Here is a 14,757-nt window from a genome sequence, read left to right on the forward strand (position 1 = left end):
AATAGTATCACAATATAATCAAAACTTCAATAAACGAAAAAGAGTGCTTGAATTCTTCAAGCACTCTACTTTTTATCTATTATTTTTGGAAATGTCTCTCTAATAATCCTAAGAAAGCTCTTCCATGTCTAGCTTCATCTTTAGCCATTTCATGAACTGTATCGTGAATAGCGTCGAATCCTAATTGCTTTGCTCTTTTAGCGATATCGAACTTTCCTGAAGTCGCTCCGTACTCAGCTTCTACTCTTCTTTTTAAGTTCTCTTCTGTTGAAGCTGTTACAACTTCTCCTAATAACTCAGCGAATCTTGCAGCATGTCCTGCTTCTTCGAAAGCGATTCTTGTGTAAGCTTCTGCTACTTCTGGGTATCCTTCTCTATCTGCAACTCTAGCCATTGCTAAGTACATTCCAACTTCCATACACTCACCGTTGAAGTTAGCTCTTAATCCTTCAATGATCTCTTCATCTCCGCAAGCTAATCCCTCTCCTACTACGTGCTCAGTAGCCCAAACTCTTGCTCCTGACTCATCGAATGGAACACACTTATCTAATCCTACTTTACATAAAGGGCAAGTCCCTAAAGCCTCTTCAAATACTTCTCCACATACTGTACATTTTACTTTTGCCATTTTTTAATCCTCCTCAATTTTTATTTATCTCTATCATTTATTTTTTAATTTTGTTTTAATTCCTTTTTTGTAATTGTTACAATTTTGTTTACAAAGATAATATACACCTTTTTCAAAAATATGTCAATTCTTTTTTTACTTTTTTTGTATAATAAAAAAGAAAAAGAAAATTTATCCGTAGATAGATAAAGGACTTTTATAATCACTACATATTATTTAAAACTTTAATTTTAAAAATAACTCACAAATAAAGGAGGAATATATGCTAGTTCGAGTTTTAAGTTCGAGTTATCTTGGAATTGAGCCTTTTTTAGTAGAGGTTGAAGTTGATGTCACCAACGGATTACCAATTTTTAATATTGTTGGTTTAGGTGACGCCACAATATCAGAAAGTAGAGATCGTATTCGATCTGGAATTAAAAATATGGGCTATCTTTTAGAACCTCGAAGAATTGTTGTTAATTTAACTCCTGCTAATATTCGTAAAAGAGGTTCTCACTTTGATTTACCGATAGCTATAGGTATTATGGTTGGAATGAAGTTTATCTCTGATTATAGTGGCGTTTTGAAAGACTATTTACTGATGGGAGAGCTCTCTTTGACTGGTGAAGTTCGAAGAGCTGATGGAATTATTAGTGGTGTTTTACTAGCTAAAAGTAAAGGTTTTAAAGGAGTTATTATTCCAGAAGAAAATTTAGAAGAAGCATCTATAATAAAAGATATCGAAATTATTCCTGTTAAAAATCTAAGAGATGTTGTTAAATTTATTGAAGAGGGAGTTATTAGAAGTAAGCGTATTACAAATTCTACTAATCTTTCAGAAAATCTACTTGATATGTGGGATGTAAAAGGGCAAATTAGAGCTAAAAGAGCTCTTGAGATTGTTGCCGCGGGTGGACATAATATTATTATGATTGGAGCTCCAGGAAGTGGAAAATCTATGCTTGCAAAAAGATTAACTACTATTTTACCCTCTATGTCTGAGAAAGAGATTATTGAAACAACTAAAATCTATAGTATTGCTGGTGAACTTAGTGAGAGAGTCCCTATTATTACAAACCGTCCATTCCGTGATCCACACCATACTTCAACAGCAAGCTCTATTATAGGTGGTGGACGAACACCAAAGCCAGGTGAAATTAGTCTTGCTAATAATGGAGTTCTTTTCTTAGATGAGTTCACAGAGTTTGATCGAATTGTTATAGAAAGTTTAAGAGAACCTCTTGAAGAAAAACGTATCTCTATAACTAGAAGTTTAGGTAAAATGGAGTTTCCAGCTAAAATTATATTCATAGCAGCCTGTAATCCATGTTTCTGCGGAATGGGATTTGACGAGGAACTATGTACTTGCACTCCTTACGATTTAAGAAGATACTCTAAAAAATTATCTGGTCCTATTATAGATAGAATTGATTTATATGTTGAAATTTATCGATTGAATGATACAGAGATTTTAGATGAAGAGAGAGGTGATTCTTCAAAATTGATTAAAGAGCGTGTTATCAAAGCCCGAGAGATACAGAATCTAAGATTTTTAGGAAATAAATTAAATCGTGATATGGATAACAGTGAAGTCGAAAAATTCTGCTCTTTAGACTCTGAATGTGAAAATATAATTAGAACTGCTATTAGAACTTTAAATCTATCTATGCGAACTTACCATAAAATACTAAAAGTTGCTAGAACTATCGCCGATTTAGATAATGCTATTAATATAGAAAAAAATCATTTATTAGAAGCTATCAATTTTAGAAAAAACTAATAAAAAAGAGATGCTGTTTGAATCAAACATTGGCATCTCTTTTCTTTATTAGTTATTTTTTTCTGCAACTATTTTTGCTAAAACTCCATTGATGAACTCATGAGATTTTTCATCTCCATATTTTTTAGCTAATTCTACAACTTCGTTTACAACAATCTCTGCTGGAACATCCTCAAATAAAACTTCATATGTAGATATTTTTAATAATGCTTTCTCTACATTTCCAATTCTTTCTAAGCTCCATCCTGTGATGTTATTTTTTAAAGTCTCTACAACTTTCTCATCGTTTAATGCCATACCTTTTGAGTATTTTACAATAAACTCCTTCTCATTTGTATTTAAATTAGTCTCATCTCTTAGCATGTAATTCTCTAAAGTTTCGTCTATTTTAACTTCTGTTAACTCCGATTCAAAAACTATTTTAAATAACTCTTCTCTTGCTACTCTTCTACTCATTACTGTTTCCTTTCTAATCCTTTAATCTATTTAATATTTGTTTTTTTAACTTCTCTTGAAAATCTCTATCTCCTAGTTTATACCCTACAAACGCTAAAATCAATATAAACATTGTTTTTAAAATTCCATACTCCACTAAAAGAATTCCAGATATTAATCCTAGGATAGCGTATAGATATTTTTTAAAATTAAGAATAAAGTTTTCAATAATTTTTTCTAACATCATCTTTTGCTCCTCCTATTCAATTATATCTCTTTTTATTGATAACCTCGAAATTTTTACCTCTATATAATCAACCTTTAAATCTAGTTTTTCTTCTAAGTTACTCTTTATTAAATTCTGTATATCTACAGTTTTTGTTGATAAATTATTATTTGAAATCATGTCTAAGTTTAATTTAATAAAGTATTTACTACCCCTATTCCCACAATCGATTTTTAATCCCTTTATATCACTATCTCTTGATAGTATCTCTCTAATTAGATTTTTCACTGTATCTGTTGATATATGTACTGCTCCGTGTTCATTTTTTATAACATAATCTTTTTCTTTTGAAAACTTTGATAATAATTTTAGTACTGATATACATATGTAAGCTAAACATATATTAAAAAATACTACTTTAAATATAAGTGAGCTACTATCTATTGTCGAAAAATATTGTGGCATTGTTATATAACCAATCCCTGCTACAGCCATAGTAAATATCCCTATCCATGCAAAGAAAAATATTATTTTTTTTATCAAGAAACTCACCCCTGTAAGAAAGATTAGAGGCGTATCAAAACGCCTCTTTTATAATTATACTATCTCAATATCTTCGTGTCTATCTTCAAATTCTTCTGTTAAAATTTTAACATCTTGAACAAAAACATTTACTTCTACAACTTTTAAACCAGTCATTGTACTCACTGCTGTTAAAACATTCTTTTGAACGTTTTGAGCTACTTCAGAGATTTGGTAACCGTATTCTACTATTATATAGATCTCTACGCTACACTCTTTCTCTCCTACTTCAACTTTAACACCGTTTGTAAGTCTTTTCTTTCCTAGCATCTTACTAACTTCATCTGCTACTCCACCTGCTAGTTTATAAACTCCAGAAACATCCTGTGCTGCCTTTGCTGAAATCGTCTTTACTACATCATCTGCTATTTTTATATTTCCTAACTCGTTCATAAAAACACCTCCGTAGATATTATACCTATATTATTACATTTATTTAAAATTTTTCCTAGCTATTTATTAATTTTTTTCAAAATTTTCTTCAATAAATTTAGTTGTTACTTTTCCACTTCTATATACTTTATTATCTAGTACCTCTAAATGGAATGGAATTGTAGTATCGATTCCCTCTATAATAAACTCATTTAAAGCTCTTTTCATCTTCTCAATTGCTTCCTCTCTAGTGATTCCATGGACGATAAGTTTTCCTATCATAGAATCATAGTATGGAGAGATTTCATATCCAGAATATGAATGTGAATCAACTCTTACTCCTGGCCCACCTGGAACGATATAAGTTTCTAACTTTCCTGGTGAAGGTAAAAATCCAGCTTTAGTATCCTCTGCATTTATTCTACACTCTATTGCGTGACCAAATAGCACAACATCCTCTTGAGAGATATTAATTCTCTCTCCTTCAGCTACCTTTATTTGTAACTTGATTATATCTATTCCTGTTACCATCTCTGTAACTGTATGTTCAACTTGAACTCTTGTATTCATCTCCATGAAGTAGAAGTTATCATCTTTGTCTACTAAGAACTCTAAAGTTCCAGCTGAATCATAACTTATTGATTTAGCTAATTTTACAGCGGCCTCTCCCATAGCCTTTCTAACTTTAGAAGGTAACTTATACGATGGTGCTTCCTCTATTAACTTTTGATGTCTTCTTTGAATAGAACAATCTCTTTCACCTAAATGGATTACATTTCCATGCTTATCTCCTATAATTTGGATTTCAACGTGTCTAGGATTTTCAACAAATTTTTCTATATATACATCTGGATTTCCAAATGCTGATTCTGCTTCTGTTTGAGCTGCTATAATTCTGCTTTCTAACTCTTCTGCGGTTCTGGCAAGTCTCATACCTTTTCCTCCACCACCAGCAGTAGCTTTTATCATTACAGGGTATCCGATTCTCTCTTCAACCTCTTTTCTAGCATCATCTATACTTCTAACAATACCTGTTCCATTTGTTAAAGGAACCTCATTTTCAATTGCAGTTTTTCTAGCTGTAGCCTTATCTCCCATACTCTCAATAGCTTCTGGACTTGGTCCTATGAATGTTATGTTATGTGTTTGGCATATTCTAGCAAATCTAGCATTTTCAGATAAAAATCCATATCCTGGATGAATTGCATTTGCTCCTGTTATCTCTGCTGCTGCTAAAATATTTGGTATTTTTAAATACGATTCTGTACTTAAAGGCCCCCCAATACATACAGCTTCATCTGCTAATCTTATATGTAAGCTATCCTTATCCGCTTCTGAATAAACAGCAACTGTTTTTATTCCAAGCTCTTTTGCTGCTCTTATAATTCTAACAGCTATTTCACCTCTATTAGCAATTAATATCTTTTTAAACATAAAATCCTCCCGATTATCTTGCTGTAGCTTTTACTTTTAATAAAGCCTTACCGTAGTCAACTACTCCACCATCTTTTACTGTTATTTCTAACACCTCTCCAGCTACTGTAGCTTTTAAAGGAGTCTTTAATCCCATCACGTAAATATAACCTAGATCTTGTCCAACTTTAATTTTGTCTCCAACTTTAACAGAGTTCTGATAGAAATATTTTCCTATTCCTGTTGATAAAATATTTTTTATATTATCCTCTTTTTTTGCAACCTCTTTAGTTGACTGAACAATCTCTTTTGGTATTACAACTTTTCTTTGCGGAGATTTTTTTATTTTTATTTTTAAATTTTCATTTTCCTCATAACTAATCTCTGTAAGTCCACACTCACTAAGTACGCTAATTAAATCCTCTATTGCAAACTCCTCTTTCTTCATAGCTCCTCCATCAGTTTTTTATCACCTATTTTAACATAATTTAAAAAATCATTCAAGGTTACATTACATATGTAATCTTATCTGATTACTATACTTTTTTCACCTAGTAACTCCTCGATTTTTCTTATCAAAGTTGGAGTTATCTCTACAGTTATTTTAGAGTTCTTAACCTCTTTATTTCCATCTATATCAATAGCAAAACTAAGGGGTACATCTCCTTTACTATTTAAAAGAAGCTCTTTCAAACGACTGTATTTATCTTTTGATTTCTCATTTATCAATATGTATACTCGATTCCTTTTTGTAAACTCTATCGAATTTAGTGATTTTATATCTTTTACAACTATTTTTTTATTTTCATTTCCATTGAAGTAATCTATTTGAACTGTTCCATCTATTAAAACAGCTTTTCCTTCTAGTTCAATATTCATTAACTCTTTGTACTCTCTAGGGAATATAATTCCTGATATTTGATCATAATAATCCTCTAAAATAAAGGTGCACATCGCTTCCTTTGTTTTTTTTGTGAGTATTTTTTTCACATCCCTTAGTATACCATAAGTTTTTACTGTATGCTGAGAATTTTCTAGTTTTACCTCTGAAATTTTATTCATTTTATAATTTTTTAAAAGCCAGTCATATTTATCAAGGGGATGAGCACTATAATAAAATCCTAAAAACTCCTTTTCCTTATCTAGTTTTTCATCAGCTGTAAAATCAGATAAATCGGGTAAAACAAAATTTACAATTTCAGATTTTGCTCCACCAAATAGATTCATTTGTTGGATATCATCCTCTTTTATTTTTTTATTGGCATAATCTATAACTTTTTCAATCGACTCTATCTTTTGTTTTCTATTTCCAGGTAATGAATCTAAAGCTCCAGCATATATAAGTGCCTCTATATTTTTTTTATTTAATCCCTGACCTCTCAATCTATAAATGAAATCTTCATATCTTAAAAAATTTCCATTTTCTTCAAACTCAGCTTTTATTTTTTGAGCCAAACTCTCTCCTACATTTTTTATAGCTGCTAATGAAAATCTTATCCCACCATTTTCGACTATAAATTTTGAAGCTGGATTATTTACATCTGAAAGTTTTAAATCTATTTTGTGAACCTTAGCATCCTCTATATAAAATGCTACATTTTCAACATTACTTTTTTCTGATGTCATTATTGAAGCATAATACTCTTGTGGATAAAAACATTTAAAATAAGCTGTCCAATAAGCTATAAGAGCATAAGCTGCTGAATGCGATTTATTGAATCCATAACCTGCAAACTTATCTATTAAATAGAATATCTCCTCTGCTTTTTCTTTTGTATATCCATTTTCTACAGATCTTTGAACAAACTTCTCTCTATTTTCATCCATTATAGAAGCCTGTTTTTTTCCCATAGCTCTTCGCAATAAGTCAGCTTCTCCTAATGAGTAGTTAGCCATTATATTAGCTATTTTCATTACTTGCTCTTGATAAAGAATAACTCCGTAAGTCTCTTTTAAAACCTTTTCTAAACTTTCGTGAGGATATTTTATCTCCTCTAAGCCATTTTTACAATTTATAAAACTTTCAACCATTCCAGACCCTAGAGGTCCCGGTCTATATAGTGCTAACAAAGCTATTACATCTTCAAATTTTGTAGGTTTCAATTGAGCCAATATTTTTCTAATTCCTGTTGATTCTAATTGGAATACCCCCAAACTATCACCACTTGAAAGCATCTCATAAACCTCTTTCTCATTTAAAGAGATTTTTGCTAAAACTATCTCCTTGTTTCTACTTTCTTTTATGTACTCTATCGTTCTCTGAAGATTTGTTAAATTTCTCAGTCCTAAAAAATCCATTTTCAACAGACCTAAATCCTCTAACTCTTTCATCTGATACTGCGTCGATATTGTATTATCTTTATTGTCTCCATAAAGTGGAACTACATCCATCAATGGATCTTTTGTTATTACAACTCCAGCAGCATGTATTGATGCATGTCTTACTTTATTTTCTAAACGTTGAGACAAATCTATAAGGTTTCTAATCTCAGTATCTTCTGAATATATCTCTCTAAGTTCTGAGCTATCTCTCAAAGCCTCTGCTAATGTTGAAAATGCTGGAATCAATTTAGCTGTTTTATCCACTTTCATTAAATTTACATCTAGCACTCTTCCAACATCTCTTAAAGCTGCTCTAGCTTTCATTCTACCAAATGTTATAATCTGAGCAACTTTATCCTCACCATACTTTTTAGTAACATACTCAATAACTTCTCCTCTTCTCTCTTGACAAATATCTATATCTATATCTGGCATTGAGATTCTTTCTGGATTTAAAAATCTTTCAAAAATAAGATTATATTTTATTGGGTCTAAATCTGTTATCTTTAATGCATATGCTACCAAACTTCCTGCTGCGGAACCTCTTCCAGGTCCAATTGGAATATTTTTACCTTTTGCATAAGCTATAAAATCCCATACAACTATAAAGTACTCCTCATATCCCATTTTCAAAATAACTTCTAACTCATACTCAACTCTTTTTAATAACTCTTCACTCAATCCTGCTGGATATCTTTCAGCTAAGCCCTTATATACAACTTTTTTTAAAAATTCAGCTGAACTTTTAACACAAGCAGGAATCTCATATTTAGGAAACTTTAGTTCTCCAAACTCTAAACTCAAATTACATCTATTTGCAATCTCTTCCGTGTTGTCAATAGCTTCAAGATACTCATCACCCAAAGAGTTTATAACTTCAGCTCTACTTTTTAAAAACAACTCCTTTGTTTCTATTTTCATTCTATTGTTATCTGCAACCTTAGCTCCAGTCTGAATACAAATAACCAAATCTTGAAGAACATGATCGCCTTCATACACATAGTGAGTATCATTTGTAGCAGCACATTTTAGATTATGTTTTTTTGCATATCTAAATAACTCTCTATTTAACTCCTTTTGTCCTTCAACACCATTTCCCTGTAACTCAATATAAAAGTTATCTTTTCCAAAAATCTCTACATACTCTTTTATTTTATTGTCTATAATATTTTCAGATTCATTTCCTAAAATAGCTCTAGATATCTCTCCTTGCATACATGCTGACAGTGCAATTATCCCTTCACTATGCTCTTTTAAAAACTCTTTATCCACACGGGGTCTATAGTAAAATCCTTTTAAAAACCCTACCGATGAAATTTTTAAAAGATTCTGATACCCCTTTAAATTTTTAGCTAATAAAATAAGATGGAAATTTCTTCCCTCTTTTTTATCCATTTCAAACTCAGATACATAAGCCTCTGTTCCTATTATCGGCTTTATCCCTCTTTTCATTGCACTCTTATAAAACTCTATAGCACCATACATGTTTCCATGATCGGTTATTGCCATAGCTTTCATATTTAACTCTTTAGCTCTATCTAAATACTCATCTATCTTTCCAACCCCATCTAGAAGACTGTACTCTGTATGTAGATGTAAATGAACAAAGTTTTTACTCATTCAATCCCTCCTCTTAATGGTTTTTTCTCTAAATTAAAACTTCTATAAAAAATAGCGGTTCCTATTAAATATAATACGACTGTCAAATAATACGGTGCTGTATATGATACATTTTCCATTAAATATCCAGCTATTATCATACTTATCGCTCTTGTTGCATTTGATGACATAGATATTACACTACTCATCAAAGCTCTGTTATCATAATCTACAGTTTCTAAAGATATATTTTGTATAAGTGGCTGATTCAAATTCATCAATGTTGATCTCAGAAAAAATGATAATCCCATTATAAAAACTCCTTGTGGAAACGCTATAGAGATTAAAAATGGAATTGAAAGTAATTGACATACAACAACTGTCATCTCTCTTCCTAGTATTTTAGATATATACGGAACTAAAAATCCACCTAGAACTAATCCCAACTGTGATAACCCCATTATAACTCCAACTTTTTCATTATCCATATTCAATGCAAACTTCAAATATACACTGAAAAATGGAATTACTAATCCCGCTCCAAATCCTATTATTGTATTATAAATAACAAATTTTAATGCACTACCACTCATTACATCTTTAAAACCTTTAAAAAAATTTTTATCTTTATTTTTCTTTAACTTATCAATATCATTTAATCCTTTCAAAGGATAAAAACCTAATAAAATTATAAAAACACAAAGCAAGTAAAGCAATGGAATTGCCTTTTCTGCTGCAAAAACCTTTCCAAAAGTTTTAATAATAACTCCTGCTAGATAACTTGTACAAACTGTACCTAAACTTTGAGCTATAAAATTTCTACTAAAAACTTTCACTCGTTCACTTTCACCGGAATTTTCTATAAGTAAAACTCCAATCGATGAAAATGGAAAGCCATAACCTACTCCCATTAAACTTGAAGATATTTTTATTAAAAATGGATTTCTAATAAATCCCACACCTAAAATACCTACCGACATCAATATCAATCCAAATGAAATTGTTTTTTTCAAGCCTACTTTTGAGCTAAAATAAGCATTTAACATCGACCCCACTGCTATCGATAAACTACCAATTGATAAAACTTGTCCAATAACACCCTCTCCATAACCTAATGTTTTTATATGGATTCCTGTAAAAACATTGTATACCCCAAGAACTATCGATGTTGTTAATAAATTAATAAAAATAACTCTGTTTACCTGTTTCAACTTTAATACCCCCTAAAATTGACTTAGTATATTATACAATATAAATTTACAAAAAAAAATAGTTGTGACCTAGTTTGTTCAAAACAAAAAAAAGAAACGGCCTTCTGGGGGGGATAGAAGGCCGTCTACAGGGGGGGATTAAATAATACTTTTATAAGTATAAAGTCTTTTGTGTAATTAAAAACTTACTATTTTCTAATTACACTTTTTTGACGGGAGCTTCCTTAAAAAAGTTTTATTTTTTTTATTTTTTTTCAAAAATATCTATATTTACTTCTACTGTTGTTTTTAATTTTTCTAAAGCGAATAACTTCTCTACACCTTTTTGCGGACTTCTCCATCTATAAGGAGTCATATTAAATAGATTCTCAATACTTTCCTGCTCTAGAATCTCTGTTTCATATTTTACATTTACCTTTTCTAAGTGAGAAAAAATATTTAAATCCTCTACTGGTGAATAGAACTCTTTTCTAACAACATCATAAACTACCTCTTTCATTTCTAAAAGATGATTTTCTCCTGTCGAAACTATTATTAATTTTCCACCTTTTTTTAAAGTTCTCATCTTCTCTTCAGGTATTATCTTAGCAAACATACAGATTATAAAATCTAATGATTCATCCTCTATAGGTAAAGAGCTCGCACTCGCAACAATCCACTCTATATTTTTATATGATTTTGCAGCCGAGATAACAGCCTCTTTAGATATATCTATTCCTACAATCTGATTTTTTATATCTAAATTCTCTAAAAAAGTTTTTAATCTATTTGTATAGTATCCCTCTCCACAACCTATATCTAAAACTTTGATATCTTTTTTATCTCCAAGCTCTCTTTTGATTATCTCATTTACTCCATTTGATATCCCTTCATAGTAACCTTTCTCTAAGTAATTTTTTCTACTTAAAACCATCTCTTTACTATCTCCTGGAAGTTTACTATTTTTTTGATTAGATAATAATAAATTTACATGTCCAAACTTAGAGACATCAAAATTATGATTTCCTTCACATATATATTTTCTTTCAATCTTTTGCATTTTTTTATTACAAACTGGACAACTTATCATTTTATATACCTCACTAATTTTTTTATCTTCTATATATTATATCATAGATTTTATGTTATAATATCTAAAAAATGATGGTGGTGATTATATTATGAAAGAAAACTTTTTCAACGATTTTATTGTTAATTTCTATGACAAAATTGAAACTGAATTCGAAACATTAATGAAAAAAGAAAAGGTAAAAAAATTGTCTGTTCTAAATTTAGAAGTTGATGCTATTGATTATTTAGATGGTAGTAAAACTCCAATTATAGAAACTGTAAAAGAGGGAGAACATGGCATTGAAATCTTTTTAAAAAATAAAGAGATGGTTCCTTCTGCATATAGTATTGAAGATATTTTCCACTCGTTCTCACTAGCTGTATTAGTTGATAGATTGATAAAAAAAGATAAATACGTTAAAGTTTTAGAAGAGTTCTATGTTCAAGCCGAAGAGCTAGTTAGAGAATACCTTAAAGGTTTAAATGTAAAAACATTAGCTATTACAGATGATGAGTATGAGGTTTTAGCTATATCTAAAGCATCTGGTGCATATAAAGTTGGTGCTGGAATTGTAAAAGAGATTTTCCTTAATAACGACAGAGTTTTCTTCAATATTGATGGATATGATGATGAAACTATAACTGCTCACATTGTTGAATGTAACGCTGCTGATTTAGCAATGCTTTTAAACAATATTATGTTTCCTGAAACAATAGTAGAAATAGAAGAGGCATAAGAAAAAAGCGATAGATATCTATCGCTTTTAATATTTAGTTTGAAACTCTTCAAACTTCTCTCTATCTAAAATAGTTTCTTCTATGCTTACAACTTTACTCATTATCGATCCTATTTTTAAATATTTTTTAAAGTTTTCAATAATATTCTCTTCACCTTGAGCAAAAACTTCTACATCACCATTAGACAGATTTTTTACAACTCCTTTAACTCCTATTCTTTGAGCATTAAGCTGAGTAGTTATTCTATATCCAACACCCTGAACTCTACCTTTTACTATAAAATGATATGTTTTCATTTTCCTCCTCAGATACTATCTCGTCATAATTTCTACAATTTTTAAAATTACTTGAACTGATTTTTCCATTGATTGGAATGAAATAAATTCAAATTTACCGTGGAAGTTATGTCCACCAGTAAATATGTTTGGACAAGGTAATCCTTTAAATGATAATCTAGCTCCATCAGTTCCACCTCTAATTGGTTTTATGATTGGCTTTACTCCAACTTCTAACATAGCTTCTTTTGCTAAATCCACAATATGATAAACAGGTTCTATCATCTCTCTCATATTGTAATAGCTATCTGTCATTGTTAAGATAATCTCAGCATCAGAATATTTTCCTGCTAAATACTTTACTGCACTCTCTATCAAACTCTTTTTCTCTAAGAACTTCTCTTTTGAATGGTCTCTTACTATATAATCTATCTCTGTTAACTCTACGCTACCTTTAAAGTTTGTCAATAAAAAGAATCCTTCATACCCTTCTGTATACTCTGGTCTTTCATTAGCAGGAAGCATTGCATTTAACTCCATAGCTAATAGCATCGAGTTTATCATTTTATTTTTTGAAGCTCCCGGATGAATATCTCTTCCTTTTATAACTATATTTGCTGAAGCAGCATTGAAGTTTTCAAACTCTAACTCTCCAATCTCTCCTCCATCAATTGTATATGCAAACTTAGCATTAAATTTTTCTACATCAAATAGATTTGCTCCTCTTCCAATCTCTTCGTCAGGAGTTATACCTATTTTAATCTCTCCATGTTCAATCTCTGGATTATCTTTTAAGAATTTTAAAGCTGTCATAATCTCAACAATTCCAGCTTTATCGTCTGCTCCTAAAAGAGTCGTTCCATCTGTTACAATTAAAGTTTGATTCATATATTTTTTTAACTCTGGGAAATCTTTAGTTTGCATAACAATATCTAAATCCTTATTTAAAACTATATTTTCTCCATCATATTTTTCTATTATTCTTGGTTTAACATCTGTTCCATTAAACGACGGTGCTGTATCCATATGTGCTATGAATCCAATCGTTGGAATATCTTTTTTTGAATTTGATGGTAGCGTCCCCATAATATACCCATTTTCATCTAATGATATATCTACTAAACCAATCTCTTCTAAATCTTTAACTATAACTTTAGCTAAGTTCCACTGAATCTCTGTGCTCGGACATGTTTTACTCTTAGCATCTGCTGTAGTATCAATCTGTACGTATTGTAAAAACTTTTCTAATAAAAAACTCATCTTTCCTCCCGAAACCTCTTTATTGTTTAACACATATATAAATTAACATAATTTGTCCAAAAAAAATAGTCTCTTTTGCAAAAATATCAAAAATATGTTACCATCTTAGGATATAAAAATAAAATTTGTGAGGTAGAATTAAAGTTGAAATTAAGATTAGAGAAATATTTAGTTGAATGCGGTGTAGCTAGTAGAAGAAAAATAAAAAAAGCTATTGCAGAAGGCAGAGCTACTGTAAATGGATTAGTTGAAGTTAATGATGCTACTGAAGTAGAATGGGGAGTAGACGTTATAACTTTTGATGGAATAGTTCCTCAAAAAAAAGAAATGAAATATTATATTCTTTATAAAGTAGCTGGTTATATAACTGCTATGGAAGATATGCACAATAGAGCTATCGTTGCTGAGCTTTTACCTGACTTTGTAGACAAAAAATCTGTTTCTCCTGTCGGAAGACTCGATAAAGATACAGAAGGTCTACTTCTTTTTACAAGTGACGGAGATTTAAGTTATACTATGACTCATCCAGATAAAAAAATGGAAAAAACATACTATGTTGAACTAGATAGAGAGATTTCTGAAGAGGCTATTTCTGCCCTTGAATCTGGAGTGAAATTTGATACTGATTATATATCTCTTCCCAGTAAAGTTGAATATCTAACTCCTAAAAGTATTCATTTGACAATTACAGAAGGAAAGTACCGTCAAGTTAAAAAGATGCTTAAAGCTGTTAAAAATAAAGTTACTTATTTAAAAAGAGTTCAGTTTGGAAATCTAACTTTAGATGGAATGAAACCTGGAGAGATAAGAGAAATCTCTAGAGATGATATCCATATTTAAAAATATTTAAACAAAAAATGCTGGAAAAAATTTCCAGCATTTTT

Annotated in this window: 15 protein-coding genes; 3 read left to right on the forward strand and 12 right to left on the reverse strand. The window is 30.5% G+C overall.

Features of this window, described 5'->3' with window-relative positions:
* Positions 1-79: 79 nt before the first annotated feature.
* The gene (locus tag Q0O83_RS04165; protein ID WP_294094433.1) at positions 80-628 is read right to left on the reverse strand and encodes a ferritin family protein; all 549 of its coding nucleotides are present in this window, start codon (positions 626-628) and stop codon (positions 80-82) included.
* Between the two features lie 262 nt (positions 629-890).
* Between Q0O83_RS04165 and Q0O83_RS04170 the strand changes: the two genes are divergently transcribed.
* On the forward strand, positions 891-2,390 hold the full coding sequence (locus Q0O83_RS04170) for a YifB family Mg chelatase-like AAA ATPase (RefSeq protein WP_294094435.1): 1,500 nt from the start codon (positions 891-893) through the stop codon (positions 2,388-2,390).
* Positions 2,391-2,438: 48 nt separating this feature from the next.
* Here Q0O83_RS04170 and nusB read toward each other — a convergent pair whose 3' ends face one another.
* The 9 genes from nusB to Q0O83_RS04215 form a co-directional block, all read right to left on the reverse strand.
* Positions 2,439-2,846, reverse strand: a complete 408-nt coding sequence (gene nusB, locus Q0O83_RS04175) for a transcription antitermination factor NusB (protein ID WP_294094437.1) — start codon at positions 2,844-2,846, stop codon at positions 2,439-2,441.
* Positions 2,847-2,859: 13 nt separating this feature from the next.
* Complete coding sequence (locus Q0O83_RS04180; protein ID WP_294094439.1) at positions 2,860-3,072, reverse strand: DUF2273 domain-containing protein; 213 nt, start codon at positions 3,070-3,072, stop codon at positions 2,860-2,862.
* A gap of 12 nt (positions 3,073-3,084) precedes the next feature.
* On the reverse strand, positions 3,085-3,594 hold the full coding sequence (amaP, locus tag Q0O83_RS04185) for an alkaline shock response membrane anchor protein AmaP (protein ID WP_294094441.1): 510 nt from the start codon (positions 3,592-3,594) through the stop codon (positions 3,085-3,087).
* A 54-nt stretch (positions 3,595-3,648) separates the two neighbouring features.
* Positions 3,649-4,026, reverse strand: a complete 378-nt coding sequence (locus Q0O83_RS04190) for an Asp23/Gls24 family envelope stress response protein (RefSeq protein ID WP_294094442.1) — start codon at positions 4,024-4,026, stop codon at positions 3,649-3,651.
* 66 nt (positions 4,027-4,092) lie between these two features.
* Positions 4,093-5,439: an acetyl-CoA carboxylase biotin carboxylase subunit gene (gene accC / locus Q0O83_RS04195; RefSeq protein ID WP_294094444.1), complete on the reverse strand. Its 1,347-nt coding sequence runs from the start codon at positions 5,437-5,439 to the stop codon at positions 4,093-4,095.
* Between the two features lie 13 nt (positions 5,440-5,452).
* Positions 5,453-5,866, reverse strand: a complete 414-nt coding sequence (locus tag Q0O83_RS04200) for a biotin/lipoyl-containing protein (RefSeq protein ID WP_294094445.1) — start codon at positions 5,864-5,866, stop codon at positions 5,453-5,455.
* A 77-nt stretch (positions 5,867-5,943) separates the two neighbouring features.
* Positions 5,944-9,360 (reverse strand): DNA polymerase III subunit alpha, encoded by a 3,417-nt coding sequence (locus tag Q0O83_RS04205; RefSeq protein ID WP_294094447.1) that lies wholly within the window; start codon positions 9,358-9,360, stop codon positions 5,944-5,946.
* Positions 9,357-10,550, reverse strand: a complete 1,194-nt coding sequence (locus Q0O83_RS04210) for an MFS transporter (protein ID WP_294094448.1) — start codon at positions 10,548-10,550, stop codon at positions 9,357-9,359. The genes Q0O83_RS04205 and Q0O83_RS04210 overlap by 4 nt, the downstream gene beginning before the upstream one ends.
* A 244-nt stretch (positions 10,551-10,794) precedes the next feature.
* On the reverse strand, positions 10,795-11,619 hold the full coding sequence (locus Q0O83_RS04215; protein ID WP_294094449.1) for a methyltransferase domain-containing protein: 825 nt from the start codon (positions 11,617-11,619) through the stop codon (positions 10,795-10,797).
* Positions 11,620-11,710: 91 nt separating this feature from the next.
* On the opposite strand from Q0O83_RS04215, the gene Q0O83_RS04220 reads away from it, so the two are divergent.
* On the forward strand, positions 11,711-12,337 hold the full coding sequence (locus Q0O83_RS04220) for a hypothetical protein (RefSeq protein WP_294094451.1): 627 nt from the start codon (positions 11,711-11,713) through the stop codon (positions 12,335-12,337).
* A 27-nt stretch (positions 12,338-12,364) separates the two neighbouring features.
* Here Q0O83_RS04220 and Q0O83_RS04225 read toward each other — a convergent pair whose 3' ends face one another.
* Both Q0O83_RS04225 and pepT read right to left on the reverse strand, forming a co-directional pair.
* Positions 12,365-12,634 carry an acylphosphatase gene (locus tag Q0O83_RS04225; protein ID WP_294094452.1) on the reverse strand — a complete coding sequence of 90 codons (270 nt, stop codon included), beginning with the start codon at positions 12,632-12,634 and terminating at the stop codon, positions 12,365-12,367.
* Between the two features lie 15 nt (positions 12,635-12,649).
* Positions 12,650-13,873, reverse strand: coding sequence for a peptidase T (gene pepT, locus Q0O83_RS04230; protein WP_294094454.1), 1,224 nt, complete (start codon positions 13,871-13,873; stop codon positions 12,650-12,652).
* Positions 13,874-14,017: 144 nt separating this feature from the next.
* Between pepT and Q0O83_RS04235 the strand changes: the two genes are divergently transcribed.
* On the forward strand, positions 14,018-14,713 hold the full coding sequence (locus tag Q0O83_RS04235) for a pseudouridine synthase (protein ID WP_294094455.1): 696 nt from the start codon (positions 14,018-14,020) through the stop codon (positions 14,711-14,713).
* Positions 14,714-14,757 lie beyond the last annotated feature (44 nt).

This window comes from uncultured Cetobacterium sp., from assembly GCF_945952365.1.
In the GTDB taxonomy this organism is placed as follows: Bacteria; Fusobacteriota; Fusobacteriia; order Fusobacteriales; family Fusobacteriaceae; genus Cetobacterium_A.

Bases quoted from the DNA above. Each gene is read 5' to 3' on its own strand.
- Q0O83_RS04165 (WP_294094433.1), bottom strand. From the start codon at position 628: ATGGCAAAAGTAAAATGTACAGTATGTGGAGAAGTATTTGAAGAGGCT.
- Q0O83_RS04170 (WP_294094435.1), top strand. From the start codon at position 891: ATGCTAGTTCGAGTTTTAAGTTCGAGTTATCTTGGAATTGAGCCTTTT.
- nusB (WP_294094437.1), bottom strand. From the start codon at position 2,846: ATGAGTAGAAGAGTAGCAAGAGAAGAGTTATTTAAAATAGTTTTTGAA.
- Q0O83_RS04180 (WP_294094439.1), bottom strand. From the start codon at position 3,072: ATGATGTTAGAAAAAATTATTGAAAACTTTATTCTTAATTTTAAAAAA.
- Q0O83_RS04190 (WP_294094442.1), bottom strand. From the start codon at position 4,026: ATGAACGAGTTAGGAAATATAAAAATAGCAGATGATGTAGTAAAGACG.
- accC (WP_294094444.1), bottom strand. From the start codon at position 5,439: ATGTTTAAAAAGATATTAATTGCTAATAGAGGTGAAATAGCTGTTAGA.
- Q0O83_RS04200 (WP_294094445.1), bottom strand. From the start codon at position 5,866: ATGAAGAAAGAGGAGTTTGCAATAGAGGATTTAATTAGCGTACTTAGT.
- Q0O83_RS04205 (WP_294094447.1), bottom strand. From the start codon at position 9,360: ATGAGTAAAAACTTTGTTCATTTACATCTACATACAGAGTACAGTCTT.
- Q0O83_RS04215 (WP_294094449.1), bottom strand. From the start codon at position 11,619: ATGATAAGTTGTCCAGTTTGTAATAAAAAAATGCAAAAGATTGAAAGA.
- Q0O83_RS04220 (WP_294094451.1), top strand. From the start codon at position 11,711: ATGAAAGAAAACTTTTTCAACGATTTTATTGTTAATTTCTATGACAAA.
- Q0O83_RS04225 (WP_294094452.1), bottom strand. From the start codon at position 12,634: ATGAAAACATATCATTTTATAGTAAAAGGTAGAGTTCAGGGTGTTGGA.
- pepT (WP_294094454.1), bottom strand. From the start codon at position 13,873: ATGAGTTTTTTATTAGAAAAGTTTTTACAATACGTACAGATTGATACT.